Below are 24,314 nucleotides of genomic sequence, written 5' to 3' on the forward strand. Positions count from 1 at the left end.
TTTCAGTTTTGCGGTTCAGATTTTTCACTCGCTTCTTCGTCAGTTACTGCTATTTCATTGGGTTTTTCCAACTCAATTTCGGTGTTTGAAAAGATATCAATTGGAGTTACAATCTTAGTCAGTAAAAAAGATTTTATTCTTTCTGCTTCTTCTTTTTGTAAACCCGAAATATGCATGTCACTACTGCTTCCACCGGCAGTATAAATTTGTAACTCACTCAACTGATACATTCTGGACAAAACTCCTTCATGTAAAGCTACATGTTGAATTCGGTTAAATGGAATAATTGTAGTGGTCGTTGCCAGTACGCCTTTTCTAAAGATAATATCTTTTTCCCGCAAGGCAAATCCTTTTTTTTTGAATCCCACGGTTGAAAACCAAAAAACTAATCCGATGCAACAAACTAAAATAATTATCATCGGAATAATATAAGTTCGAATACTTTCATTGAAATATAAAAATATAAGTAACCCAATTGCGATGAGTATAGAGAATATAGAATTACCAATATAAACCACATTCAAGTAATCTTTATTCAAAGGTGTTAAGGTAACCGACTCAAATTTTGGTAATGAGTCAAAAGAAACAGAATGATTGCTAAATTCTTCCAAAGTAGGTGTTTTTAATTAAATCTATTTAGTTTAAAAATTACGGAAGCCATTTCTTCTCAAAATTAGGTTTCCTTTTTTCCAAAAATGCGTTTCTTCCTTCTTTTGCTTCCTCTGTCATATAGGCCAATCGAGTTGCTTCGCCTGCAAAAACTTGTTGACCTACCATACCATCATCGGTTAAATTCATAGCAAATTTGAGCATTTTAATTGACGTTGGTGATTTTGCTAAAATTTCCTGAGCCCATTCATAAGCTGTATTTTCCAATTCATCATGAGGAACAACAGCATTAACCATTCCCATCTCAAAAGCTTCCTGAGCTGAATAATTACGACCTAAAAAGAAAATTTCCCTGGCTTTTTTCTGTCCAACCATTTTGGCTAAATAAGCAGAACCATACCCACCATCAAAACTTGTAACATCGGCATCTGTCTGTTTAAAAATGGCATGTTCTTTACTGGCCAACGTTAAGTCACAAACAACATGCAAACTATGACCGCCACCTACAGCCCATCCGGGAACTACAGCAATCACCGCTTTTGGCATAAAACGAATTAAGCGTTGAACCTCTAGAATGTTTAAACGATGCATTCCATCTTCACCCACATATCCTTGATGCCCTCTTGCCCGTTGATCTCCACCACTACAAAACGAATAAATACCGTCTTTTGAAGAAGGTCCTTCAGCCGACAATAAAACGACACCTATGGAAGTATCTTCCTGAGCATCATAAAAAGCCTGGTATAATTCTGAAGTGGTTTTCGGTCGGAAAGCATTCCGAACATCCGGTCGATTAAAGGCAATTCGGGCTACGCCATTGCACTTTTTATACGTGATGTCTTCAAACTCTTTTGCTGTTTCCCAATTTATTTCTGCCATAACAATACGATTTACGTGTAAAAATAGTATTTTTAACTTTTGAAATCTATAAAAATAATCATGAAAAAATACCTTTCCTTAGTAAGTATTTTACTTTTAGGATTTTATGTCAATGCACAAGTTGTAAAAACAGAAGAATTTGAATTAACTTTCCCTGCCGAACCAACCGTAAATGAACAAGATATTGTTACTGAAGCCGGTGATACCCATTTAAAAATGTATCAGTTAATGCATGATGGAGCGATGGTTTTATTTGTAGATGCCACTTATCCCAAAGAATTAGATGTTTCCACCAATAAAGAGGTAAACAAAAAAGTTTTGAAAAACTCAAAAAACGGTAGCGTTAACAATTTTGCCGGACAAATGGGATTAAAAGTAAATTTGATTTCCGAAGTTTTTGTGGAATATAAATCTTTGCTTGCTTTGCGTTCTATTGATGGCGTCGGCCGCTATTTTGCTCAGGTTTATACTATCGCTCATTTAAACAAACTCTATTCCATTTTGGTTTTTAGTGAAACTGAAAACGGCGGGAAACTAATTCTTGATAACTTAGTCAATTCTTTTACTCTTCTTACTATCTAAAAAAATGAAAAATTCAATTTGTCTTTTATTTTTATGCATTACCAGTATAAGTTTTTCTCAAACTTATGAATTTCAAACCATTAAAGATATCGAAGCAACGCCCGTTATTTCTCAGGATATTACAGGAACATGCTGGTCTTTTTCCACAACTTCCTTTCTTGAAGCTGAAGTTATTCGGTTGACCGGTAAAAAAATTGATTTGTCAGAAATGTATACTGTTCGTAATACCTATCCAAAAAAAGCAGAAAATTATGTTTTAAGACAAGGCAAAGCACAATTTAGTGAAGGAGGCCTAGCTCACGATGTTATCAATAGTGTCAGTCAATACGGGCTCGTGCCAAATTCTGTTTACACCGGTTTAAACGGTTCGAATATCAAACATAACCACACCGAATTACAGGCATTATTAGAAGGCATGTTAAAAGTATTTGTTGAAAATCCGGGTAAAAAACTATCACCACAATGGAGAGATGCTTTTCAAGCCGTGTTAGATGTTTATTTAGGTAAAAATCCAACAACATTTAACTTTGAAGGCAAATCATACACTCCTATGAGCTTTTTAACTTTTACAAAAGTAAATCCTAAAGCCTATTTCTCATTGACTTCTTTTACGCAAGAGCCCTATTACAATTCGTTTATATTACCTATTCCTGATAACTTTTCAAACGGCAGTTTTTATAATTTACCTTTAGATGAATTCGTTCAAAACATCGACAATGCTTTAGAAAAAGGATATACTTTAGCTTTAGACTGTGATGTCAGCGAAGCTACTTTTTCGGGTAGATTTGGCGTAGCTGTTATTCCGGCAGATGAAGCAGACAGTAAAACTATTTTAACAGAAATTAAACCTGAAAAAGAAATCACCGCTGAATACCGTCAACAGGAATTTGAAAACCTAACGACTCAAGATGACCATTTGATGCACATTGTAGGAAAAGTGAAAGATCAAAAAGGAAACGTGTATTATAAAGTAAAAAACTCTTGGGGAACAACTTCCGGACATGATGGTTTTGTTTACATGAGTGTGCCTTATTTAAAACTTAAAGCTATTTCTGTTTTAGTTCATCAAGATGCATTGACTCCAGCTACTAAAAAAGCATTGGGTTTATATTAAACAAGTATGGTCTTTAAGTCTTCCATTCATTTGTCCAGTGGATTAATACTGACAATTATACCAACCATTATGATTACCGTAGCGTTAATGGGGTTATTATTTGAAACATCAAGTACCGGAATCATGATTGGTTCAATTATTTTCATCCTCATTGGTTCAACCTTTTTTTGGATATTATTAGACACTAAATACACCATTAAAGAGAATGATTTATATTATTGTTCCGGTCCCATTCGTGGTAAAATTGACATCCAATCTATCCGGAAAATCGAACATCAAAAAGGGTTATACAATGAATGCTTTTTAAAACCTTCATTAGATTATAAAGGCCTTTATATATATTACAATAAATTTGATGACATTTACTTATCTCCAAAAGACCAAGATGAATTTGTTAATTACTTGTTGAAAATTAATCCTAAAATTGACTTAATTTAAGAAGACTTTAATTTAAAAAGGTTAGTTTTGTTTAACCAACAAGCAGATTACCACATACGCATGACTAAAAAATCGATTGCTTTAGCAATTCTTTCTTTATTTTTCGCTTTTTCCTGTCAGAAAAAAGTGGAGGCACCACTCCTAGCTCATTACATCCCGGAAGAAACCATAGTAACAGATTCTTCTCAAATTACCATTCCTTTAGAATTAAATTTGAAGCCCGTTTCTAAAGAATTTAGAAATGAAAAAGAAAATGAAGTTTCCTCCTATTATAAAAAATATATTGGCACAACCGACTTTAGTGGCGGATTCATAGTTGCTAAAAATGGAGTAGTTATTTATGAAGAGTACAAAGGCTTCGCCAATTATGCTAAAAAAACAGTCAACGAAGAATCAACTCCTCTTCATTTAGCATCTGTGAGTAAAGTTTTAACTGCTACGCTGGTTTTAAAACTGGTTCAAGAAAATAAAATCGATTTAAACGAAAAGGTAAAAACTTATTTGCCTAGCTTTCCTTATCAAAACACAACCATCAAAACGTTGTTGAATCATAGAAGTGGTTTACCACATTATTCTCGCTTTGAAGTACTCATTAAAGGTTGGAGTCGAAAACCAATGCTCTCAAATCAAGATGTACTTGATATATTAAGCAAAAATAAACTGGCCTTAAATACAAAGAATGATACCCATTTTGATTATTGCAATACAAACTATGCCATTTTAGCTTTAGTTATTGAAGCGGTAACCGGAAAATCCTATCCGTTAGTTATGCAGGAGAAAATCTTTGAACCTTTAAAAATGAACAATTCGTTTGTAATTGATTTCAATACTCAAAAAAATGCTGTTAGTCAATCCTACAAAGGAAATTATGTCGTTCACGGCTGGGATCAATACGATGCAATTTATGGTGACAAAAATATTTATTCTACCCCGAGAGATTTAGTTAAATTTGATTTAGCTACTTATTCCAACACCTTTTTAAGAAAAGATTTAATGGCAGAAGCCCTAAAAGGCTACAGTTATGAAAAACGTGGTATTCGTAACTATGGTTTAGGCATTCGCATGAACGAATGGGAAACCGGGCAAACATTACATTACCACAACGGATGGTGGCACGGTAACACTTCTTCCTACACAACCATGAAGAATGATACTGTAGTGATTATTGCCCTATCCAATAAATACACCCTAAAAACATACAAAGCCACAAAACTTGCGGCACTGTTTGGTGATTACCCCTATGAGTTAGAAAAGGAATAAATTTTCTCTTTTTGTTACCCGATTTTTACAGAAGTCATTGTTAAAGAACCTCCTACTATCTTGTCATTAAAAAATGATAGTTCATCTTTGCTGTTTTGTAAGGCCAACGTATAAAGTAAAGGATAATAATGATCCAGTGTCGGAATAGCTAGTTTTGCTGCTTTATTTAGTTTTTCGTAGTCAATTAAAGATTTGTGATTGCCTTCACTGATTGCTTTTTTAAAAACTTCATTCATTTCAATGGCCCAATCAAATCCATAATTTGTTTGATTTAATTTGTCCCAAGCAACCATGCCCAAATTGTGCACCATATTTCCACTACCGATAATTAAAACCCCCTTTTTGCGTAAAGCCGCTAATTCTTTCGCTAATTCATAGTGATAGTGAGGCGGTTTGTTATAATCGATACTGAGTTGCAACACCGGAATATCTGCGTTGGGATACATATGACGAACCACTGTCCATGTCCCATGGTCTAATCCCCAATCATGATCTAATCCAACCTTTGTCGAATGGATAAGTTGAACCGTTTCTTGAGCCAATGCTGGACTTCCTTTTGTGGGATACTGTACTTCAAAAAGGGCTTGAGGAAATCCACCAAAATCATGAATCGTTTTGGGGTTTTCCATCGCAGTTACATGTGTTCCTTTTGTCAACCAATGGGCAGAAATGACCAACACTGCTTTTGGTTTGCTGATTTCTCGTCCAAACTTTGCCCAAATTTTTGAAAATTCATTATCCTCTATTCCATTCATGGGAGAGCCGTGTCCGATAAAAAGAACCGGATGTACTATATCTTCTTCATGAAGTGATGTTGCCATGGTAATTCCTCCTGCTATACTTTGTATAAATTCCTTACGCTTCAAATTATATTAATTTGTATATACAAATGTATGAAGTAATTTACCAATGTCCGTTAAAGAATTTGTAAAAAAATAAAAGATATTACAACAACCCTAATCCAAAATAACGAAGTATGAAAATCATACTAATCACATTAAAAACCAGTGCAATCCAGTAATACAAGTTCAATTGATCATTGTTTTTAATGATTTCAAGACTGTTCAAAAAAGGTAAAGTTAGCGTAAGTGTAAGAATAGGAATCCAAACAATATCAAAGGTAACACCAAGATAAGTAACCTTTTCAAAACTTTTAAACATTCCAATGATCAAAAATAAAAAAGAAAAAATACTCAGGAAAAGATATAATTTATTTCGTGCTATCATGGTATTTTCTTTTTAAAAACTTCCTTCACCTCATTACTTAACTCAACAAATGAATTCCGTCGTCTTTGATTTCAATAAGTTTTTGTTTGTATAACGTTCCTACTGCCTTTTTGAATGTTTTTTTACTCATCTTCAAAATGGTTTTTATATCATCCGGAGAGCTGTTGTCGTTCAAACGAAGAAACCCACGACTGGCTTTAAGTTCATCCAATATAACTTGTGCGTTTTCTTCAATGGCTTCCACACCAATTCTATTAAATGTTACATCTATTTTTCCATCAGGGCGAATAATTTTAATATAACCTTTTGTCTTATCGCCGGGACGTATAGAATCAGTATACACCTCATTTTTATAAACAAGTCCTTTGTGTGTTCCGTTAACAATAACGTTTATTCCTAAATCGGTAATATGCGAAATGATTAAATCAACTTCTGCCCCACTTTCAAGATGTAAAGGTTCTTTGCTAAGAAATTGGTTAATCTTACTGGAACCAACCAATCGGTTTGTTTTTTCGTCCAAATACATATGAACCATGTATCGTTTCCCTTGTTCCATGGGTCGAGCTTGCTCTTGAAAAGGAACAAAAAGATCTTTTTCAAGTCCCCAATCCAGAAAAGCTCCGAATTCATTGGTATAATTAACCCGTAAAAAAGCATAATCACCCAGGGTAATATAAGGTTTAAGGGTTGTCGCCACGGGACGCTCTTCGTGATCAAGATAGACGAATACCTCAATCATGTCGTTCATTTCAAACTTTTTTGGAACGTATTTAATGGGTAATAACACGTCGTCTTTTTCATCCGTGAGAAAAAGGCCTACCAAAGTGGTTCTGTCGATGCGTAGCGTATGAAAAGTTCCGAGTGTCAACATAATATATCAATTTCTGCAAAGGTATGAATTGTTTACCTCTTCTGGAAGCAGATATTGAGTGGTTTTTACTTTGAAAAAATTATAGTAAGATTTACCTATGTCAATCCAACAAAGGAGGAAATCTATTTATTCCAAGTTGTCATTTAAAAAGTAGGTATACTATGAAATCTAAGTTTCAACTCAAGAATATTAGTTTGCAAAAATGATATCTCTTTTTAGATTACGGACTCTCATCAAACATAATTTCATCTGAACTGCCAATTTTATACAAAGGTTTCTCAATAGGTAAGGTAAAATAAAACGAAGAACCTTCTCCTTCTATACTTTCCACCCAAATTTCACCACCATTTTTCTCTAAGAATCCTTTTACCAATAACAACCCTATTCCGGCTCCTTTATCCTTTTTTCTGGTTTCTGAAAGAGTCTTCATTTGTGGTGTAAAAAGTTTTTCCATTATTTCTTTTGACATTCCAATTCCAGTGTCCTTGACCCTAACAATAATTTTATCATCTTTACTTTTTGCGGAAATTTTTATTTCACCACCGGTTTCTGTATGTTTTATAGCATTGGAAACAATATTTTGAACAATGGAAATCAACATTTTACCATCCGCAAACACAGTAGTATCCGTTTCTATTTCGTGATGAAGATTTATCGTATTAATAGATGCTGTTTCGTTTAAAGTTTCAAAAACCTTATCAATGTATTCGATTAGATTAATTTTCGTGGGAGAAAACACATCCGAAGCATATTTAATTCTTGCCCATTCTACCAAATAATCCAACATATCTAATTCGTCCAATGATGATTTATAGAGCAAATCAAGCATTTGCTGAACAGCTTCAGGCTTCATTTTATGAAAATTATCTTTCAAATATTTTGCTGTTCCAATAATGGCAGACAACGGACTACGCAAATCATGCGAAAGTATGGCCATCACACTTTCTTTGTGTGTATTAAGCTCTTCTAATTCTTTGACATAATTCTTAATTGCATCTTCAGATTGTTTACGGTCTGTCAAATCACGTAAAATTTTTACGTAACCCAACAAATCACCATCTAAACCAATTAGTGGAAAAACTAATCCGTAAGCATAAAACAAACTCTTATCTTTTGCAATGTGCCAACGATTATCTGTTGCTCTGCCTTCTTTTAAAGCGGTTTCAATTTCTTTTTTCGGAATATCATTTTTCAAATCTTCTTCCGTAAAGATTACATCAAAAGACTTTCCGATAACTTCATCTGTTTCATAACCAAATATCCTGGTCGAGCCCGAACTCCAGCTGTTGATGATAAACTCTTTATCTAATGTAAAAATGGAATAATCCTGTAAGCTGTCAATTATTTGACTATAAAACTCTGAAGTGGGTACATATTTATTTCTTATGATTTTAGAATTATCTTGATTGTTTTCCATTGAATTTATTTTTATTGTCAAATAGAATGATTGTGGTAGTGTGTTTACCGTTAATGCTCGTAACACAACTCTCACTAAAAACTATACCAAAAACTTATTTTTATTGATTAATTAGCAAATGTATTGGTTTTAAAGCACAATAAAACCATTTGTAAAATCATTAACAGAAACACCTATACTTCTAAAACATTCTTATACGTTAAATTTCTCTTGATACATTTTAAAACTGTCCTGAAGAATTTGAATAGCAGTTTCCCTATCCAAAAAATCCTCCACTACTACGGTTTTTTTCTCCAGCTTTTTATAATCCTCAAAGAAACTCCGCATTTCTGAAATAAAATGCAAGGGTAGTTCTGATATATCATTGATGTGACTAACACTTGGATCGCCTGCAGCAACTGCAATTATTTTGTCATCTGCTTCTCCGTTATCCAGCATTCGCATTACCCCAATTACTTTTGCAGGAACAATGCACATAGGAACAATGTCAATCTGTGATAAAATTAAAATATCCAGCGGATCTTTATCATCACAGTAACTCTGCGGTATAAAACCATAATTCGCAGGATAATAAACCGATGAATAAAGAACTCGGTCCAAAATTAATAGCCCGCTTTCCTTGTCTAGTTCATATTTTGCTCTCGTCCCTTTTGGAATTTCAATGATTCCGTTTACAATTTCCGGTAAATTATCTCCCGGTGAAACATCATGCCAAGCATTAAATTTATTTTTCATTTTTTTGATATTTATATTTTTTTATTTTGAATACTTTAATTCTGTCAAACTTTGATTTTTCTAAAACAACAGCAATTTCATTTATTCCTCGTTGATTATTTTCAGTCAGTTTCATTTTCTTATACTTGATTAATATTTTTTCCGGAATGACTCTCAAAATTTGAATGTTTAGCCTCACCAATAACTTGTTTGTTATAAATACTATTGTGACCTGAAATCAGATAAGAAACCACACAGGCAATAGCTACATAAATACCACATTCTACTCCAAAGAGTTCCACAGCCATAAATATACAGGCCAAAGGAGTATTAGTAGCTCCTGCAAACACAGCCACAAAGCCCATTCCTGCCAAAAGTCCTGTTGGTAAAGGAATAAATAACGACAAGGCACTTCCTAAAGTTGCTCCGATAAAAAACAACGGTGTAACTTCTCCACCTTTAAAACCGGCAGAGAGGGTAACAATGGTAAATGCCATTTTTAGAGCGAAGTCATAAATTGGAGCTTGTTGATTAAACGATTCAACTATGGTTGGAATTCCTAATCCTATATATTTAGTCGTGCCAATGGCAAAAACGGCTAATGCAACGATAATACCACCAATAAATGGACGAAGGGGTGCATAACTAACTTTTCTTTTAAAAATTGAAGTAACATAATGTATAATTTTACTAAACGAAGCCGCACACAAACCAAAAGCTATTCCTGCTAAAATGCTGTATAAAATGGGAAGTGTTCCTATTTGTGGAATAAAATCTATATGATAATGAGTGTGCTCAACTTGCCACAAGTCAGTTACTAAATCAGCAATAATAGCCGATGCAAAAGCTGGAAAGATAGCGTTGTATTTAATTCTTCCGATTAAGAAAACTTCTAAACCAAATAATGCTCCTGCTAATGGTGTTCCAAATATGGAACCAAAACCTGCAGCAATAGCTGAAATCAATAATATTTTACGTTCACTTGGATTCAGTTTAAAAGGCTTCGTAAATTGATCGGCGATAGCTCCTGCCATTTGTATAGCCGTGCCTTCCCGTCCTGCTGAACCACCAAAAAAATGTGTGGCAATTGTTCCAAGATAGACAAACGGAGCCATTCTAAACGGTATTTTTTCTCTCGGATTATGAATGCTGTCAATTAATAAATTATTTCCTGCCTCAATATCTTTTCCTAAATAATTATAAAGCAATCCTATAAGTAATCCGCCTATTGGCAATAGTGCAATGAGCCACAAATGACTTTCTCTGAAATTTGTTGCCCAATCAAGTGATACTAAAAAACCTGCAGAAGCTGAACCTACACAAACCCCTATAATGGAACTTATTAAAAACCATTTAATAATGTATGGAAGAGCTGGGTATGCTCTAAAAAATAACTTGAATTGAACTTTATTTTTTTGAGTGGCTGATTTCTTTTGCTTACGATTGGTCATATTTATCCTGATTTAATGCATTTAACATCACTATGATCAGGCGTCATCAGCTTTTTGGGCGGTTGGTTTAGGAAGAACACCATTTCCTATATAGTGTAAAATTAAACTTTATTTTTGTAAGAACAAATTTTAATCCCTACAATCTAAATCCTCTCTTTTAAACGAGAATATTTAGTAGTTCTTCGCTACTTTTAAAAAGTAAGACTTTTTAGGTAGTATTTCTATTGGCTGTTTCCAAATGCTTTCTTAAGTAATAATGGGGTTGTCAAGGTCGTCAAAACACCCATAATTACTAATATTGAAAATATTTCAGTGCTAATTAGACCGTTTTTGTATGCAATATTTGCAATAACAAGCTCCATTATTCCTCTAGCATTAAGTCCTACTCCTAAGGTAAGTGATACTCGCTTGCTAAGTCCGGCAAGTGTTCCTCCTAAATAGCCACCCGCAATTTTTGACAAGTAAGAAACAGCAATAACGGCTAATAATAAACCTATGTTACTGATGGAGGAAATATTAAATTCAAGTCCTATTCCGGCAAAAAATATCGGAGCTAAAAAACCCATAGCCATATTACTCGTTGTCGTTTCTATTGCTTTAAAATTGCTCTTACCAATTAGTGTATCACTGATTAACATCGCCGCAAAAAAGGCTCCAACAATAAAATGAAGTCCTAAACTCTCTGTGAATGTTGAAAATAACAATACAAATGCAAAAAACAAAGCAAATAATGGCTCCTTTCCTTTTAATAAAGCAACGAGTTTGTCCAATGATTCCTGAATGTAATTGCCTTTTTGCAATAACTTTTTTATTAATAAATAGGACAAACTCAACAATGAAATAAAAATAAATAATTTTAAAAGTGAAATTGTGCCTGCTTTTGTCACTTCACCCGCAGACATGTCTGTATCTTTTAAGTTCAATAAAACACCTAAAATGGATAAAGCCAAAACATCATCAAAAATGGCAACTGAAATAATTTTTTGCCCAACTTCTGATTTGATTTTACCCAAGTCCATTAAAATTCTAATACTTACAGGTAGTGCGGTTATAGCTACACACAAACCTATAAACATCGTAGTCATAATATCTTGGTCAAAATAATAACCCACTCCTATTCCTCCAAAAATAGGTATAAAAAAGGCCATAATTGAAATGATTATATTTCTGCCTTTCAAAGAGTTAAGTATGTTATCAATATTAATTTCTAATCCGGCAATAATCACCAATAAAAAAATACCCAATTCTGATATTACCTTGATGTCTTCTGTTCTATGAATTAAATTAAGTAAACTCGGGCCTAAAATAATTCCCGCAATAATTTCTCCAATCATTGCAGGCTGTTTAAATCGCTCAAATATTTCTCCAAATATTCTGGCTGTTACCAACAAGATTAATAAGTTGGTAAAAAAGGGTAATTCAAAATGTGGAGCATCTAAATTCATGTTTCTTCTCTGTTAACAATTAAGAGTGATACCACTGTTTTTTAAATTCTAAATCTATTGTTAAACCATAGCAAATATAGAAAACTTTATAAACCCTTTAATAAACTCAAAAAAATCTTTATTGTAAACATTCTAAAAAAAAAATTACCTTTATATCTCAACTACTTAAAACAAAAAAACCGTTGAATAATTCAACGGTTTCTCATAAATAAAATATAATAATAACCTAATTAAAATAGTTCTCCACATAAAGAATCAAATTCTCATCACTCATTTTATTGGAGGTGCTTTCACTCGATACAGCATTTTTATATTGCGGTGTTTCGGCTAAAAACTTCATAAATTGCTCTTGAACTTGACCCGTGCCCGTCAAATGTATTTCATCTACGTTAGGCATTAAACTTGCAATTTCCTTAAAGAATTTCTGCGTTAAGCTAATTTCTTGATTATTGGTCGTTTTCTCATTCGAATGGCCTTCCGGTCCCGCATTATTCACGTGTCCTAAGACTAAAAATGCACCTTCTTCAAAATCTTCTTTCCCTACGATTATAGCATTTTGCTTATCCATCCAAACACCAAACTGCTTTTTACTTTTCTCTGACATAATAGTTTCTTTTTTTATAAAGATAAGCCATTAAAAAAGGAAACTTCTTTTTTTGTGTTAACATTGTGAGTGCGTTAAAGTTTTATCTCAACCCAAGCATTCAGCACCTTATAATCAACTCAAATCACAGCATTTATAAGCATAATTCCAATAGCAACGGAAATAGGAGAAATAAGTTGAAAATAAACAGGTTTCAAAATATCCGCACTTTTATTCGAAAAATCATGATGCAATCGTTTCGGAACAAAATACAACACCAAAGAAGTCAGTAGCATAAACCAACCAAATAAAGTAAAAACTGTCGGATACATTGAATGAGCTGAAAATAAAATCAACGCAACGGCCGGAATCATTCGCACTGTAATTTCACCATAATTAATCAAATTTGTACTTCCTGCCTTACGCAAAGTAGCTCGTGCAATCGACGGTTTAAAAAGCATTACAACACCAACGATGATAAAAAAAACGCCAAAAACAATCAAAATCCACCTTGCAATTTCTATAATCATAATACTATTTCCTTGTCAATTCTCAAAGGAGCAATCTCCTCAAATTTCAACTCTCTACTTCCTTAAAATTTTATCCATCGCCTTTCCTTTGGCCAATTCATCAATCAACTTATCCAAATAACGAATCTTTTGCATAAGTTCATCTTCAATTTCTTCCACGCGATAACCACAAATAACTCCCGTAATTTTCGAAACATTCGGGTTTAATGCCGGTGCTGCTGCAAAAAAAGTTTCAAAATCAGTTTTTTGTTCCAAGTGAGCTTGCAAGGTCGCTTCATTATAGCCTGTCAACCAAAAAATTATGGCATCAACATTTGCTTTTGATTGCCCTTTTCGCTCAGCCTTTTGCACATAATGTGGATACACGCTTGCAAAAGACATTTTAAAAACTCTGCTATTATCCTTCATAAGTTCTATTAATAATAACTACTCTTCTATTCTTAACTCATTCTTTCAATAACCCCTTCATTCATTAGGTTCAATATGAATTAAAACGTGGCTTAATTCCATTATTTCGCTCCATAAAGTATCTTTTAATTGATGTGCTAAATCATGACCTTCCTTCACTGTTATTTTCGAATCAACTAATGCATGTAAATCAACATGATATTTCATCTCGGCCTTTCTGATAAAACACTTTTCAGGACCAAGAATACCGTTAACTTTCAAAGATACTTTTTATTACAAACCATACCCTTTTTTCAAAACGCTGATTTCTTTTGGTTGCTCTTTATCGTTTGGATAATTTGCTTGTACAAATTCAAATTGCTCTTTAGTCAGTAAAACCATTCTTCCGTCATTTCCCGAACTTATTGGATAAAATTGCTCTTTACTATGTTGTAATTTCAATTGGTCGTTTAGCATTTCAATAAAATTCACAAATGAAATACCCCAATCATATTCACCAAAATCATTATCATAGGCAATGTATTCTTTCCCGTTAAGTTTTATTTTATGTGTCCAGTGCTTTTCCGTTTGATGGCTAAATTCTTCAGAAATTATTAGTTTCAAGTTTAGTTTATCAAACGTCTTTTTTACCGTCTCTAGATATTCCTTCAAACCGCCCACTTCAAACAAAGTTTCAGTATCAATAAAATAAAATCGGTTATCCGTGAAAAGCATACTTTCACCTTTCATAAGACCTCCAAAGTAATTTAGCTCAATATACGACTTTTCAAATTCAGCTTTCGTTGCTTTTAAATCTTCCTTTTCAGTTAAATTAAAAAAATTAAGTTTTTCTAATTCCAACACAAGTTGTGCTCCCGTTAATTGAACGTTATTTTGTTCTTGCTCATTTCCGGCTTGATTTAAATCCGTAGTGTTTTGTGCTTTTGAATTGCAACCAACTAAAACAAAAAGAGTGAAGCCTAAAATTATTCCTTTCATTTTTTCAAATTAAACCGTTTAAAACATAAAATAATCAACCCCACACAATTAAAACCCAATTAAACCCTAACCTTCCCCACCAACTATCATTTCGGAATAGTTTCAATAGAATAACCGAAATCATTTTGATTAACCGATACAATTTTAGTATCAAAAACCTCCAAAAACAACGGAATTCCACTAGTTACATATTGATTTATTGATGCTGCAAAGTTGTTTTTTTCAAAAACGGCAATCTGCAACTCATTCGGTAGAGCAAAATAAAGGGTATTATTTTCAATAATTTTAGCATCACCAAAAAACTGATTCTGTCCATACCTTTCAGTCGTATCCTCCGTAAAATTTTGGTAATCAACATCTGAATGAAAACCTAAATTCGTACTAACAATATAACTCTTATCTTCCGAAATAGCAAACAATCTACTGTCTGTTTTTGATTCATTAAAAAGCAAATCTATCGTTACGGCATTTCCGTTAATGGTTAACCTTCTAATTGCCGACACAGTACCATACTCCAATCCATCATTCCATATACTGAAAAAATAGTTATCCTGTCCATACACAAGTTTTGAATTCGATTGCATGCTATAAACACCATCCCTGTTTATAACGGTTTGTGTTGCCCGATTATAAACAAACATTCCGCCAATGTCTGCATACCGATGTTTTTCTAAAAACACAATGTTTCCATTAATTGGAATAGCCGATATAATATTATAATCAATATCCGCAGTAAAACTCAAGGTTTCTTTAACCAAATGCGTAACCAAGTCAATAACCAAAACTTTTCCTCCTGAAATCGGAACATACAAATCATAAACACCATTATACTCCCCAATCGAACAAAAATAGTTCTCAGCATTCGTTAAAACGGTAGTCCTGCTGAGCGAATTGATATTATAAAAAACCACCGCTCCGTCAAAATCAATAAGAATCATTTCTTCCTCATTATAGGGGTTCTTAAGCGTTTGTTTCGGCCTAAAATCAAAACTTCTTGGGTTAGTAATCGTCAAGGAATTTTTACTGTATATCGTTTTCCCGTTAATAACCTTAGAAACAGCATAAGTTAAAGTATTCCGTTTATATTGATTAGTATCATTTGCACTGGTATTTCCCTGATTTAATTGAACCGACAAAACAGTTCCGTTGATAAAAACTGCTTCACTCGGCCAAATTCCCTCTGAATCAATCATAGCAACAGTATATTTTTCAAAACCGTTATTGCTATCTTCTTCCCAAGTCAATTGCAAACTTCCATCCGCCAATTGCTCTAATGAAGTAACCATAAAAGATAAATTTTCATTCTCATAAGAAAGATAATTTACACTAATTGCTTGTGCAGCATAACCGTCGGGATGAATATATTCTGTAACAATGGCATAATGTATAAAAGAATTAAAAGGCACTTCATCATCCACATAAACAGTTGTTAAATTATCATTGCTTTCAAATACAAGCTCTCCTGAATTAAAAATCACCGCTTGATTAATGTTATCATCCGTATACGATTCAAACCGATAAACGCTATAACGGATAAAATCATCTATCACCACCGGTTTCCAAGTCAACGTTAACAAATTGGCATCCCCAATTAAACTAATCAACTCCGTTTGTGGAACAAAAACAGCATTGTCCGGAACTGTCGGACCATCATCAGTAGTACATTGAATAAAAAACAACAACGTAAAAAAATAAAACAACGGTTTGTGCAAACAATTTAAACCCATAAAATAGCTTTTAATCAAATTTCTATTCAAGTATAATAAAATAATTAATTATCACCAGCAATACATTGACAAACAAATACCTGTTTTTCTGAATCATCAGTAAATGCTTCCTCGTCAAAACCACCAAACTTATCAATAATAGTAAAACCATTCCCTTTCAAATAACTATCTAATTCTTGTGGAAAATACATTCTCATATCTAAATTTTGAATAGAATCAAATTGACCATTTATAAAATAATGCCATTCAATTCGATTAATCTGAGTTTTACGTTCATATCGCATCACTTGTTTTATCAATACCTTTCTACCATCGTTTGTGGTATATTCGGCAATTTCTTTTAATTCCTTTTCGCCTTCAACAATATAATGAATAGATGGATTATAACAATCCAGCAAAAACAACCCGCCTTTTTTTAGGTGTTTCTTAACCGCACTAAAGGCCATAAACAAATCTTCATTTTGATATAAATGATGAATTGAATTAAACGGAATAAAAATCAAATCATATTTTTCCGGCAAGTCCAAAGCCCTGATGTCAGCTTCTATAAACTCAACTTCTAATCCCGCTTCAATAGCTTTCACTTTTGCTTGTTCCAGCATAGAAAAAGAGTTATCCACCCCACTTATTGCATATCCGTCTTTGGCAAGGGGTAACGTAAGTCTACCTGTACCACAACAAAGCTCAAGTATTTTAGCATCCTTATTTTTGGGTAACCACTTTTTATAAAAAGGCAAATCCGATAAAAACGTATTCAAACCATCATAAATGGTTGTATCATAAATCAAATCGCCTACTTTATAATTACTGCTTTTTTTGTCTTCCAAAATCTAATGTATAATAAAATTTATTTTTGCTCTTTTTAAGTTCTCTGTTTATCAAAACCTAATTAAATGCACAATGTCAGACTGAGTCTGTCGAAGTCCCACAATCCACTTCATTTTTAACCCAAAACTCGCATTTGTTGCAAACTACTTTAAACGAAAGTTTACTTAGAATATAATTCACGATTTCAAATTCTTTATCAAAATCTGAATGACTAACAAGATTAAATTTAGAATCAATAAAATGTGAGGTGTATATGTCGGCCAAGCTTCAGTAAAAATCATTAAAAATAATATATATTCAGCTAATGAAAAAGAAACAAAAATTATAAGTGTAATAATCCAATATACAATCTTTCTTCTTTTAGTAGAAATTTGAATTGATTTCCACATAATCAGAATTCCAAATATCATTGGAATTATCCCATACAAATAAAATTCTAAATCGAACATTCTTAAAGATATTTTCAGGCAAATTAATGTCAACGTCCCCCCACCACACCAACTTCAACACTAAACTAAACCCATTATTTAAATCAACCATCCGAGCGATAGCGAACTGGCGAAGCAATCTCAATGCATAAACCCAAACTCAATTCAAATGCACTCTGTCAGACTGAGCCTGTCGAAGTCCCTCAATCCTTTTCCTCAATCCTTTTCTACTCCCTTTCTCCACCCCCCTTTGTCATTCCGACGCAGGAGGAATCTCCGCAATCCACTTCCTCCAAATCAAAAAACCTCAACATTTAAAATCCTTTCAAACTACACAAACAAAATTATTATAATTTAATATAGTATGTGTATATCTCTCTCTCATAAGCTTTCTTTCTTTTTTCAGGATCTTTAATAATTCTTCTTTCATCAAGTATCATTATAAATTCTCCATTACTATTTTGCCTTGGAATCCAAATTAGTCTAGTTTCATCATTAACATTTTCAAATTTCAGCTCCCAAACTTCTCCATTTGGAAATTTAATTAATTGACCATAAATGGTGACTAAATCCTTTCCGAGAAAATCAATCTTGTCCATAAATTTAAATTTAATAACCGTTGCATTTGTTTCTTCGCCATCTTCAATTTCAAAAAAATGAATTTCATTATTGATAAATCTAAGGTATTCACCAAAATTTAAAAAAGTGTCAGAATCATTTTTTTGTTTTAGTTTCCATACCCCAATTATATCCTCTTTAAAAACATTTTGAGAATGTAAATTTTGTACAATCACAAGCATAACAAATGCTAACATTAAATTTTTCATATAATTGTTTATAAATTCCCTTAGTTTTTCTTCACATTAAAACAAACCACCACACCAAACTCCCAACACTAAACTAAACCCATTATTTAAAAACCACCCGAGCGATAGCAAACTGCAAAGCAATCTCCACAATCATCTTACTTTTTTATCCCTTCAAGTTCATTTAATTTCTTCCTCGAAATTTCATTTTCCTCAATTGATAATGCTTTTTTCAATTGAATTATTGCATTTGCTTTATCGCCAACCGCTATAAAATAATCACCATAGGAATCATATACATTAACACTTTCAGGGTAATTGACAATATTGAGTTTAAAAAGGCTTTCCGCAGTTTTATAAATTTTTCTGCCTAAAAAATCATAACCCATAGAATTGATTTCATCTTCATTAGGCTTTATTTGATACCCCATTTTTTGAGATAGAAGGGTATAGTGGTTTTGATATTTAGTGGCCAAAGTCCCCGTAGAATCTGTGAAATCTTTCATAGTGAGTTTTAAAGGGAAAAAATCGAAGAAAAAACGCAACGCATCATATTCGGTGATGAGTGGAGCAGAACCGTGTGTATCATCAGGATAATATTTACCACGATACTTTAAGCCATTTTTAGTGTTCTTCTCAAATGAACTTTGCAAGGCTAATATAGAACGGATATGTTTTGTATCGCCGGAAGTATCTTTTGCTGCAGTCGCTATATTCATACCTTCATCCAACGTATTGGCGATTCCAAGATAAAATGATTTCCCATCAAACTTCTTTTCCGCCAAAGCCTTTTGCGTTTCTTTCAAAAGCTTTTCTTTATCCCACCACATACTTGGGTCAATACAGATATAAGAATTAAACAAATCGTTGTGATGAACAAAAGTTTGCATCACCGCCAAACCTCCAAATGAATGTCCTATGAGCATTTTATAGGGTGCTGTAGGATAGTTGGCTTCTATGTGTGGCATCAGCTCCTTCTCAATAAAGGCAATAAAGTTTTCGCCACCACCCGAAGTTTTATAAAAAGTAGTATCGGCAAGCGTCACATTTGGTGGGTCACTATCAACCCTTGGATCAATGTGGGTAGGTGTCAGGTCCCTTGTTCGGTCAGTGTTTGGAATACCCACTACAATCATTTTCGGACACATCGTATTACCGTTGATGGTACTCAATTGCTGAATCATACCTACCACAGATGAAAAATGTCCGTTACCATCCAATACATAAACTACGGGATATTTTTCATTAACACCTTTAGGTACATGCACCCAAATTTTCCTTTGTTCACCCAATATTTTAGATTGGATGCTGTCAGTTTTGCCGATAACGATAGTTCCTTTTTCCACTTTTCCTTGAGCAAAAACAAGGTTAGTTAAAAAGCTAAAAAGGAAGAGTAAAATTGTTTTTTTCATTTTTCAATATATTTTGATTAAATTTTTAACGTTATTATCCTCTGCTAAGCATGCCGCATAACTTTTTGCAGCTACAAAAAGTTGCGTATTTCATTCACTGTCAATTACAAATATAACCAAAACTATAAATTAAAAACCTTTTCCACCTTCTTTCTCCACCCCCTTTGTCATTCCGACGCAGGAGGACACGAGCGATAGCGAACTGGCGAAGCAATCTCCTCAATCCACTTCCTCCTTAATCCAAAAGTAAATATAGTAGTTTTCAGAACATTAAAAAACAAACCCCACTTAGATAGCACTAAACGAGGTTGTTTTTTAAAATTATTTTGAAAATTTTATTCTTTGAACAGGTTGGCAATCAGTTACATTATTTAATTGCAGGCATATAATTATAGCCTTCATATACGAGTAAGTTTGTACGATACTTAAAGACGCTTTCGGTTTTTTTTGTAGCCACCAATGAGTGGAATTCCTCTCCATGTATAAATTATTTTATTTGATGAGTGTGGCATTGTTTGTTGCTGTTTTCTTAGTTCTATTTCATCTTGTATTCTAAATTCATTTATGAAATCTAGAACTCGCAAAGTCCATTCTCCATTAGTAGTTGCTTTTATGAAAGCTTTACGTGAAATCTTAGCAACTCTGGCATGTCTTCCAAATTGCGGGAATAAACAGTAAAGAGTATTTCGCAAACCTTCGGAATCGTCCATTGAACCGTCTCCTCGAAAATCAAAAATAACCGGTACTGAACTTTTAAGCCAATGTTCTGGGAAACAAAACTCTGGAAACCAAACCTTAAATATTCCCGATTTGTCTGTTTGATGTACTTCACTAATTCCGTCACTTTTCCACTCTTTGAGAAAACGAGGATAATCTCTTTTTAGGCGTGTTCCATCAACAACCCAAACCATATTTTTATAAAACTGTTCTCGTGAGGTTCGTTCTTGAGGATTAATATGTGAATGTTGAAACTCTATAACTAGATTATGAACTGTACGAACATCTGCAATATGCTTTTCACCTGTTCTTTTATTAAGCAAAGATATTTCTTGCCAATCAGCAGAATAATTGTTTTTCCAAGTTCGGTGCCACTCTGTTTCCGGTTCCCACCAATTATCACAATCTGTTTTGCTTTTATGTGCCCAATGCCAAATTTTTCGTGTACCACATTTTGCAATAACGGGCTTCGAACAACAAGAACACAATCCGTTAAGTTTCGGTTGAGCTTCTATTCGATTATTACCTAATAAAGCAAAGTGCATATTTTAGATTTTTTGAAGATTATTTATTTTCTCAAAGCATTATCTAATGCTTGCCAATAATGTTCCCATGTTAGAACTCATGGAGACTTGGCGACCTAGTTTTCTTCACTATCACATAACGAAAATAATAAAATTAATTGAACAAAATACAGAAAACTAGCCAAGAAGTTTAATATATGCTGTAAGACGTAGCTATTATAAATAAATATATTTCATGTCTTTTTTATGTTTATTTAAAAAAAAATCCAAATAATGGATTGAATTTAATTTTTTTACTTATCTTTGACCAAAATTATATACTATGTCAGTATCAAGTATGAAAATCGATAATAAAAGTATTAGGATTTTTGATTTATCAAAAAAAATAGGAATATCTGAACAGACAATTATTAGCATCCTCAGAGAGGCTGGATTTTACGTTCCAAATGAAGTAACTTTTTTTCTGTTAACAAGAAAGCATTTGGCAGTTATTGTATCTTGGTATATTGGTGCAGTTAAACATTTATTTAATGAAACGAAGAAAAATCGTAAGAATATAGATCAAAAAGAGCTTGATAGTTTAAGAAACTTTTTTGCACAATTCGTTAACGAAACACATTATGGGGATTATATATTATCATTTCCTAATTATTTGACAATTGATGAAATTTTATCATCAAAATTGGATAGTGTTTTAATTCGTGATTTCTTTTACAGAGTTGCCTACTCTAAACCCTATACTAGAACATTAGGAAAATTTGCTTATATAGCATCAAGAATTTCAAGAATCATAAAAATTAGATTTCGTAAAATCAATAATGACCTGCGAGCCAAATTATCACCAATATTAATTTCGAGTCATTATCATATTTTCACTGCCGAAGAAGATCATATTAGTTTAGCAAATTCATTTTTTAGCTTCTCTAATATGTACAACTATTTAAGAGAAGCTGCAATTAATCTAAAATTTAATTTCAAGCAACAACTCTTATGTCAAAATATAAATTACTTCTAAAAAACATTAAGCAAAGCGACTTATCAGCAAAGGATAAAAAAACATTAATTAAAATATTATCAAACAGACACGCTAACACTGACGACGATTTCGATTTAGATGATTTTGCTAAAAAAGTCATCGCTATTTACGGTATCAGTGAGGCAATTTTAAAACTGTTTGGTTTAGATATAGGAAGCTAAACTTAGCATTAATTATGAATATTGGAGCAGCAATAAAAACTTTAAGAAAGCAAAAAGAGCTAGGTCAAAAAGATTTAGCCGAAATGTGTGGCGTATCAGTTAATGCACTCAGTTTAATTGAAACAAATGTTACTTTTCCTCAGAAATCAACTATTGAAAAAATTTCTAAGGCACTTGGTATTCCAGTTTCATATTTATTACTTTTTTCAATAACTGATGAAGATGTGCCAGAAGACAAAAAAGCAGTATTTGAGTTATTGAATACAGCTATTAAATCTGTACTTGTGGATACAATAAAGCCCCAATCTTGATCTGTTCGGGTGTTCAGGTATATCTTATAGCAAGCTTGAGTTTTGAGATTTCTCAAAGGTCGAGTTGAGAGAAGGTCTGAAAGAGAGCCTTTCTCCTCGTGAAGTTCCCGATTGTTGGAGAAAAGGTGGAGACTTTTTCTCCAAAGTCTTGGGATTACAGCGGGTTTGGGACTAAATTAAGCCATATTTTCGGATTTGCCAAATTATTCCAAATACAAAACCATTTTTCCATTAAGCCAATTGCCCAAATCCGTTGTAGTAGTTGCTATGTGTTTGGGTTTTTAACCTTCTCCACCTTCAGTCATGTTTCCAAGAGGATTATATTTAGAAATATATTCTCTCTCAAATTTTTTGCAATCTCTTCTAGTTCCTTCATAGATAATTTTTTGTTTTACTTCTGAATGAAATTTTTGGATGAATTTTGATTTGAATAAATTAGATTCATTACTAAAAGCACCTCTTATATGTTGTTCAAATCTCTCTCTTGGACTCCCAGCAATTCCGACATAAAAAACAAATAATTCACACTCCAAAGTATATACATAACAATACTCTTCTTCAGAGGCATTATTGACATCACACGTTAGTGCGATTTCTAATTCCCTTTCGTATATAGACATTTCAAAAGCGTTTGTGTTATATTCTTCTGTAATTGCTTTGTTATGTTTGAGAACCATTTCATTTCCTGCATTTAGTAATGTAAGAGTATCATCATGTAGCTTTTGAATTTCTTCTTTTTTTTCTTTTAATACCTCACTATGTTTAATATACCTTTTCCAATCTTCATAAGCATATAAAGAATTGTATTTATCCTGCAAAGAATAAATTTTATTCCAAAAATAAGATGCTTTTTGCCCCCAATCTGCGTATTCATTTGTAAAAAGTATAACTTTACTGAAATCTATACAATAGGATCCAGGGGTATAGGAGTAACCTAAATTGTCTATTTTATGGTTTTTGAGTTTTACTTTATATGAAAGACATTTTTTATAAACTTCACTTGCTCTTTCACGTATAAATGACGGTGGAGAATGTTTTCTAAATTCAACTAACATCTCATTAGTGTTAAATTCCAACATTATTTCAGAAATTCTGTAAAAATCAGGGTAATATAAACACCATGTTTCTTTACATTCATCAAATATTCTTTGTCTTTCATTTTTTGATAACTTCTCAATTAAATATTTCTCCTGTATTTCATATATGGTTTCAAAAAAAGGCGGGAGCCCCCATTTTTCGTCCTTAAGCTTAGAAATCAAATTAGGTTCACATTGATTGGTTGGTTTTTGAAACCATTCATTTGTGGCCTCAAAAATATCAATGACTAATTTTTCATCAGTAGAAAGTTCTGTATTGCTTTCCAGAAGGTCATTAACAAACTTAAATCGTTCCTTAAATGGTAGCTGTGATAATTCGTATAATTTCATTTACTCAGTTTGTTTCATATAGACAGACTGTTCCCGAGCATGACGCATAACTTCAGTACGTCTAAAAACCATCTTATGAATAGAACTCTCCTTCAAAAATAACCAAATAAAAGTTATACATACCAATTATTTAAAGAACTATTCTTTGATTTTTTTTTCAAAACGTTTTTTCGAACGCAAATAGGCTGTCTTTTCCCAACTGGCATCAAAGCTATTCCAAAATATTCTGATGTTATATCCATCTGATGTTGTCCATATTAAAACTTCCATATCATCAAACTTAAATACAATATTATTATTGTCATTATTTTGTTGTAAAAAACTAGAGTGCTTTTCTATTGAAGAATAAATTAAATTTAAAAACTGAATAGCTTTTTCTTTATTTAAATTTTTAAATGCATACCCTTGATATAAAACACCTGCATCATTCC

27 protein-coding genes, 1 pseudogene and 1 riboswitch are annotated in these 24,314 nt (G+C 32.8%); of the genes and pseudogenes, 7 read left to right on the forward strand and 21 right to left on the reverse strand.

The window, feature by feature from the left end; genetic code table 11:
* Nucleotides 1–2: 2 nt before the first annotated feature.
* Together C0512_RS06270 and C0512_RS06275 are read right to left on the reverse strand one after the other, a co-directional pair.
* Nucleotides 3–611 carry a PH domain-containing protein gene (locus C0512_RS06270; RefSeq protein WP_290859804.1) on the reverse strand — a complete coding sequence of 203 codons (609 nt, stop codon included), beginning with the start codon at nt 609–611 and terminating at the stop codon, nt 3–5.
* A gap of 37 nt (nt 612–648) precedes the next feature.
* Nucleotides 649–1,488, reverse strand: coding sequence for a 1,4-dihydroxy-2-naphthoyl-CoA synthase (locus C0512_RS06275; protein ID WP_290859806.1), 840 nt, complete (start codon nt 1,486–1,488; stop codon nt 649–651).
* 60 nt (nt 1,489–1,548) lie between these two features.
* On the opposite strand from C0512_RS06275, the gene C0512_RS06280 reads away from it, so the two are divergent.
* From C0512_RS06280 to C0512_RS06295, 4 genes are read left to right on the forward strand one after another with little or no spacing between them, the layout of a single operon-like run.
* Nucleotides 1,549–2,070 (forward strand): hypothetical protein, encoded by a 522-nt coding sequence (locus tag C0512_RS06280; protein ID WP_290859808.1) that lies wholly within the window; start codon nt 1,549–1,551, stop codon nt 2,068–2,070.
* A 4-nt stretch (nt 2,071–2,074) separates the two neighbouring features.
* On the forward strand, nt 2,075–3,184 hold the full coding sequence (locus C0512_RS06285; protein WP_290859810.1) for a C1 family peptidase: 1,110 nt from the start codon (nt 2,075–2,077) through the stop codon (nt 3,182–3,184).
* 6 nt (nt 3,185–3,190) lie between these two features.
* The gene (locus tag C0512_RS06290) at nt 3,191–3,622 is read left to right on the forward strand and encodes a PH domain-containing protein (RefSeq protein ID WP_290859812.1); all 432 of its coding nucleotides are present in this window, start codon (nt 3,191–3,193) and stop codon (nt 3,620–3,622) included.
* A gap of 27 nt (nt 3,623–3,649) precedes the next feature.
* On the forward strand, nt 3,650–4,882 hold the full coding sequence (locus tag C0512_RS06295) for a serine hydrolase (RefSeq protein ID WP_290859814.1): 1,233 nt from the start codon (nt 3,650–3,652) through the stop codon (nt 4,880–4,882).
* Nucleotides 4,883–4,896: 14 nt separating this feature from the next.
* Here the strand turns inward: C0512_RS06295 and ygiD are convergent, their stop codons facing one another.
* The 17 genes and pseudogenes from ygiD to C0512_RS06380 all read right to left on the reverse strand — a co-directional run bounded on the left by ygiD (nt 4,897) and on the right by C0512_RS06380 (nt 20,969).
* Nucleotides 4,897–5,703 (reverse strand): 4,5-DOPA dioxygenase extradiol, encoded by an 807-nt coding sequence (ygiD, locus tag C0512_RS06300; protein ID WP_290859848.1) that lies wholly within the window; start codon nt 5,701–5,703, stop codon nt 4,897–4,899.
* A gap of 124 nt (nt 5,704–5,827) precedes the next feature.
* Nucleotides 5,828–6,109, reverse strand: a complete 282-nt coding sequence (locus tag C0512_RS06305; RefSeq protein WP_290859816.1) for a hypothetical protein — start codon at nt 6,107–6,109, stop codon at nt 5,828–5,830.
* Between the two features lie 37 nt (nt 6,110–6,146).
* The gene (locus C0512_RS06310) at nt 6,147–6,980 is read right to left on the reverse strand and encodes a S1-like domain-containing RNA-binding protein (RefSeq protein WP_290859817.1); all 834 of its coding nucleotides are present in this window, start codon (nt 6,978–6,980) and stop codon (nt 6,147–6,149) included.
* A 220-nt stretch (nt 6,981–7,200) separates the two neighbouring features.
* Nucleotides 7,201–8,397 carry a PAS domain-containing sensor histidine kinase gene (locus C0512_RS06315; protein ID WP_290859818.1) on the reverse strand — a complete coding sequence of 399 codons (1,197 nt, stop codon included), beginning with the start codon at nt 8,395–8,397 and terminating at the stop codon, nt 7,201–7,203.
* Between the two features lie 192 nt (nt 8,398–8,589).
* Entirely contained in the window at nt 8,590–9,132 is a 543-nt protein-coding gene (locus tag C0512_RS06320) for an inorganic diphosphatase (protein ID WP_290859819.1), read from the reverse strand.
* A gap of 119 nt (nt 9,133–9,251) precedes the next feature.
* Nucleotides 9,252–10,562, reverse strand: a complete 1,311-nt coding sequence (locus C0512_RS06325) for a voltage-gated chloride channel family protein (protein WP_290859820.1) — start codon at nt 10,560–10,562, stop codon at nt 9,252–9,254.
* Between the two features lie 30 nt (nt 10,563–10,592).
* Nucleotides 10,593–10,658, reverse strand: a riboswitch (Fluoride riboswitch).
* A gap of 125 nt (nt 10,659–10,783) precedes the next feature.
* Nucleotides 10,784–12,007 carry a cation:proton antiporter gene (locus tag C0512_RS06330; protein ID WP_290859821.1) on the reverse strand — a complete coding sequence of 408 codons (1,224 nt, stop codon included), beginning with the start codon at nt 12,005–12,007 and terminating at the stop codon, nt 10,784–10,786.
* A gap of 226 nt (nt 12,008–12,233) precedes the next feature.
* Nucleotides 12,234–12,611, reverse strand: a complete 378-nt coding sequence (locus tag C0512_RS06335) for a hypothetical protein (RefSeq protein WP_290859823.1) — start codon at nt 12,609–12,611, stop codon at nt 12,234–12,236.
* Between the two features lie 119 nt (nt 12,612–12,730).
* Entirely contained in the window at nt 12,731–13,120 is a 390-nt protein-coding gene (locus C0512_RS06340; RefSeq protein WP_290859824.1) for a hypothetical protein, read from the reverse strand.
* Nucleotides 13,121–13,174: 54 nt separating this feature from the next.
* Nucleotides 13,175–13,528 carry a DUF2200 domain-containing protein gene (locus C0512_RS06345; protein WP_290859825.1) on the reverse strand — a complete coding sequence of 118 codons (354 nt, stop codon included), beginning with the start codon at nt 13,526–13,528 and terminating at the stop codon, nt 13,175–13,177.
* A gap of 57 nt (nt 13,529–13,585) precedes the next feature.
* Nucleotides 13,586–13,795, reverse strand: a pseudogene (locus C0512_RS06350) (cation transporter dimerization domain-containing protein); the annotation flags it as partial.
* A 6-nt stretch (nt 13,796–13,801) separates the two neighbouring features.
* Nucleotides 13,802–14,506 carry a hypothetical protein gene (locus tag C0512_RS06355; RefSeq protein ID WP_290859826.1) on the reverse strand — a complete coding sequence of 235 codons (705 nt, stop codon included), beginning with the start codon at nt 14,504–14,506 and terminating at the stop codon, nt 13,802–13,804.
* Nucleotides 14,507–14,592: 86 nt separating this feature from the next.
* Nucleotides 14,593–16,233: a hypothetical protein gene (locus C0512_RS06360; protein ID WP_290859827.1), complete on the reverse strand. Its 1,641-nt coding sequence runs from the start codon at nt 16,231–16,233 to the stop codon at nt 14,593–14,595.
* A gap of 44 nt (nt 16,234–16,277) precedes the next feature.
* Nucleotides 16,278–17,060 (reverse strand): class I SAM-dependent methyltransferase, encoded by a 783-nt coding sequence (locus C0512_RS06365; RefSeq protein WP_290859829.1) that lies wholly within the window; start codon nt 17,058–17,060, stop codon nt 16,278–16,280.
* A gap of 776 nt (nt 17,061–17,836) precedes the next feature.
* Nucleotides 17,837–18,316: a hypothetical protein gene (locus tag C0512_RS06370; RefSeq protein WP_290859831.1), complete on the reverse strand. Its 480-nt coding sequence runs from the start codon at nt 18,314–18,316 to the stop codon at nt 17,837–17,839.
* A gap of 137 nt (nt 18,317–18,453) precedes the next feature.
* Nucleotides 18,454–19,707 carry an alpha/beta hydrolase-fold protein gene (locus C0512_RS06375; protein ID WP_290859833.1) on the reverse strand — a complete coding sequence of 418 codons (1,254 nt, stop codon included), beginning with the start codon at nt 19,705–19,707 and terminating at the stop codon, nt 18,454–18,456.
* Nucleotides 19,708–20,132: 425 nt separating this feature from the next.
* A complete protein-coding gene (locus C0512_RS06380) occupies nt 20,133–20,969 on the reverse strand; it encodes a competence protein CoiA family protein (RefSeq protein WP_290859835.1) in 837 nt (278 codons plus the stop codon).
* A 301-nt stretch (nt 20,970–21,270) separates the two neighbouring features.
* Between C0512_RS06380 and C0512_RS06385 the strand changes: the two genes are divergently transcribed.
* Genes C0512_RS06385 through C0512_RS06395 form a run of 3 tightly spaced genes read left to right on the forward strand, consistent with a single transcriptional unit; the run spans nt 21,271 to nt 22,456 of the window.
* Nucleotides 21,271–21,963 (forward strand): hypothetical protein, encoded by a 693-nt coding sequence (locus C0512_RS06385; protein ID WP_290859837.1) that lies wholly within the window; start codon nt 21,271–21,273, stop codon nt 21,961–21,963.
* Nucleotides 21,939–22,145 (forward strand): hypothetical protein, encoded by a 207-nt coding sequence (locus tag C0512_RS06390; protein ID WP_290859839.1) that lies wholly within the window; start codon nt 21,939–21,941, stop codon nt 22,143–22,145. The genes C0512_RS06385 and C0512_RS06390 overlap by 25 nt, the downstream gene beginning before the upstream one ends.
* A gap of 14 nt (nt 22,146–22,159) precedes the next feature.
* Nucleotides 22,160–22,456 (forward strand): helix-turn-helix transcriptional regulator, encoded by a 297-nt coding sequence (locus C0512_RS06395; protein WP_290859840.1) that lies wholly within the window; start codon nt 22,160–22,162, stop codon nt 22,454–22,456.
* Nucleotides 22,457–22,737: 281 nt separating this feature from the next.
* On the opposite strand, the gene C0512_RS06400 is transcribed toward C0512_RS06395, so the two are convergent.
* Together C0512_RS06400 and C0512_RS06405 are read right to left on the reverse strand one after the other, a co-directional pair.
* Nucleotides 22,738–23,883 carry a GIY-YIG nuclease family protein gene (locus tag C0512_RS06400; RefSeq protein ID WP_290859842.1) on the reverse strand — a complete coding sequence of 382 codons (1,146 nt, stop codon included), beginning with the start codon at nt 23,881–23,883 and terminating at the stop codon, nt 22,738–22,740.
* Between the two features lie 138 nt (nt 23,884–24,021).
* Nucleotides 24,022–24,314 (reverse strand): hypothetical protein (locus C0512_RS06405; RefSeq protein ID WP_290859844.1); only part of this gene is annotated, 293 nt, incomplete at its 5' end.

It is taken from the genome of Flavobacterium sp. (assembly GCF_013822155.1).
GTDB lineage: Bacteria > Bacteroidota > Bacteroidia > Flavobacteriales > Flavobacteriaceae > Flavobacterium.

Excerpts from the sequence above, each read along its gene's own strand:
- C0512_RS06275 (WP_290859806.1), bottom strand. The coding sequence starts at position 1,488 with ATGGCAGAAATAAATTGGGAAACAGCAAAAGAGTTTGAAGACATCACG.
- C0512_RS06280 (WP_290859808.1), top strand. The coding sequence starts at position 1,549 with ATGAAAAAATACCTTTCCTTAGTAAGTATTTTACTTTTAGGATTTTAT.
- C0512_RS06285 (WP_290859810.1), top strand. The coding sequence starts at position 2,075 with ATGAAAAATTCAATTTGTCTTTTATTTTTATGCATTACCAGTATAAGT.
- C0512_RS06290 (WP_290859812.1), top strand. The coding sequence starts at position 3,191 with ATGGTCTTTAAGTCTTCCATTCATTTGTCCAGTGGATTAATACTGACA.
- ygiD (WP_290859848.1), bottom strand. The coding sequence starts at position 5,703 with ATGGCAACATCACTTCATGAAGAAGATATAGTACATCCGGTTCTTTTT.
- C0512_RS06305 (WP_290859816.1), bottom strand. The coding sequence starts at position 6,109 with ATGATAGCACGAAATAAATTATATCTTTTCCTGAGTATTTTTTCTTTT.
- C0512_RS06310 (WP_290859817.1), bottom strand. The coding sequence starts at position 6,980 with ATGTTGACACTCGGAACTTTTCATACGCTACGCATCGACAGAACCACT.
- C0512_RS06315 (WP_290859818.1), bottom strand. The coding sequence starts at position 8,397 with ATGGAAAACAATCAAGATAATTCTAAAATCATAAGAAATAAATATGTA.
- C0512_RS06320 (WP_290859819.1), bottom strand. The coding sequence starts at position 9,132 with ATGAAAAATAAATTTAATGCTTGGCATGATGTTTCACCGGGAGATAAT.
- C0512_RS06325 (WP_290859820.1), bottom strand. The coding sequence starts at position 10,562 with ATGACCAATCGTAAGCAAAAGAAATCAGCCACTCAAAAAAATAAAGTT.
- C0512_RS06330 (WP_290859821.1), bottom strand. The coding sequence starts at position 12,007 with ATGAATTTAGATGCTCCACATTTTGAATTACCCTTTTTTACCAACTTA.
- C0512_RS06335 (WP_290859823.1), bottom strand. The coding sequence starts at position 12,611 with ATGTCAGAGAAAAGTAAAAAGCAGTTTGGTGTTTGGATGGATAAGCAA.
- C0512_RS06340 (WP_290859824.1), bottom strand. The coding sequence starts at position 13,120 with ATGATTATAGAAATTGCAAGGTGGATTTTGATTGTTTTTGGCGTTTTT.
- C0512_RS06345 (WP_290859825.1), bottom strand. The coding sequence starts at position 13,528 with ATGAAGGATAATAGCAGAGTTTTTAAAATGTCTTTTGCAAGCGTGTAT.
- C0512_RS06355 (WP_290859826.1), bottom strand. The coding sequence starts at position 14,506 with ATGAAAGGAATAATTTTAGGCTTCACTCTTTTTGTTTTAGTTGGTTGC.
- C0512_RS06360 (WP_290859827.1), bottom strand. The coding sequence starts at position 16,233 with ATGGGTTTAAATTGTTTGCACAAACCGTTGTTTTATTTTTTTACGTTG.
- C0512_RS06370 (WP_290859831.1), bottom strand. The coding sequence starts at position 18,316 with ATGAAAAATTTAATGTTAGCATTTGTTATGCTTGTGATTGTACAAAAT.
- C0512_RS06375 (WP_290859833.1), bottom strand. The coding sequence starts at position 19,707 with ATGAAAAAAACAATTTTACTCTTCCTTTTTAGCTTTTTAACTAACCTT.
- C0512_RS06380 (WP_290859835.1), bottom strand. The coding sequence starts at position 20,969 with ATGCACTTTGCTTTATTAGGTAATAATCGAATAGAAGCTCAACCGAAA.
- C0512_RS06385 (WP_290859837.1), top strand. The coding sequence starts at position 21,271 with ATGTCAGTATCAAGTATGAAAATCGATAATAAAAGTATTAGGATTTTT.
- C0512_RS06390 (WP_290859839.1), top strand. The coding sequence starts at position 21,939 with ATGTCAAAATATAAATTACTTCTAAAAAACATTAAGCAAAGCGACTTA.
- C0512_RS06395 (WP_290859840.1), top strand. The coding sequence starts at position 22,160 with ATGAATATTGGAGCAGCAATAAAAACTTTAAGAAAGCAAAAAGAGCTA.
- C0512_RS06400 (WP_290859842.1), bottom strand. The coding sequence starts at position 23,883 with ATGAAATTATACGAATTATCACAGCTACCATTTAAGGAACGATTTAAG.